The organism is Escherichia sp. KCJ4928 (assembly GCF_004352695.1).
Taxonomy (GTDB): Bacteria; Pseudomonadota; Gammaproteobacteria; order Enterobacterales; family Enterobacteriaceae; genus ECMA0423.
In genome coordinates this window covers 1-745 of record NZ_SJWV01000505.1, presented here as the reverse complement: position 1 = coordinate 745, position 745 = coordinate 1, and the positions used below count along the sequence as shown (strand labels likewise).

The following is a 745-nucleotide window of genomic DNA, read 5'->3' as shown; positions in this document are numbered from 1 at the left end:
CAGCACCCGGAACTCTTCACGCTCCAGTCCCGCCATGTTCAGAATCAGCCATTCCCGTGCCGCACGGGTGGAGGTGAAGGCCACGCCGGGTTCATGAAGATGGCGGTCCAGGGTTTTCAGGGCCCGCAGAATGAGACTGCGCTCGCCGGGCGTCATCTCTCCAGGCAGAAAGGAAAGCTGCTGCATTGTCCCTGCCTCCATTCAGTCGATGATGCGCATAATGGCGCTGCATTCCGGATGCTGCAGGGCGTAATCCCGCAGCCGGTAATAGTGGGCCGTCATGGCGTAACACTCCGTACGACAGGCGTGATGACTGTACGCCATCAGACAGGCAGCAATGCCGGCAGCTTCCGGGCTCATTTCAGCGCGGTTACCGTTCATGGCATTGAACAGTACCCAGTTTTCGCCATCATCGTCATCCGGTTCGGGGGCCATAAATGCCCCGCCGTTGTTCAGAGTGTACAGATTCCAGATACCACCGCAGTAGTCTTCGCACAGACGGTCCATCCAGCCGAAAACACGGGGCTCCAGGGTCACCCACTGTGGAATGAGGCCAAAATGCTGCGGCCAGAAGCTGATGCGCTGTTCATCAGGGACGGGAGTGGCAACCAACTGAGGCTGGTCATTCCCTGATGCAGCGGTTACGGAAACAGAAGATGTGGTGGAATTATGTGAAATGGTTTTCATGAAATGACTCCTTAAAGGACAAATAAATGCGTGGTTTTCAGGGTAATGGCTGAATCAG

The 745-nt window shown here is 56.0% G+C and carries 1 protein-coding gene and 1 pseudogene; both read right to left on the bottom strand.

Annotation, left to right across the window (positions count from 1 at the left end):
- Positions 1 to 186: pseudogene (locus E0D98_RS25170) on the bottom strand (hypothetical protein); the annotation flags it as partial.
- A 15-nt stretch (positions 187 to 201) separates the two neighbouring features.
- Complete coding sequence (locus E0D98_RS25165) at positions 202 to 687, bottom strand: antirestriction protein (RefSeq protein WP_000849590.1); 486 nt, start codon at positions 685 to 687, stop codon at positions 202 to 204.
- Positions 688 to 745: the final 58 nt, after the last annotated feature.

Coding starts and splice junctions, on each gene's coding strand:
- E0D98_RS25165 (WP_000849590.1), bottom strand. CDS start 687: ATGAAAACCATTTCACATAATTCCACCACATCTTCTGTTTCCGTAACC.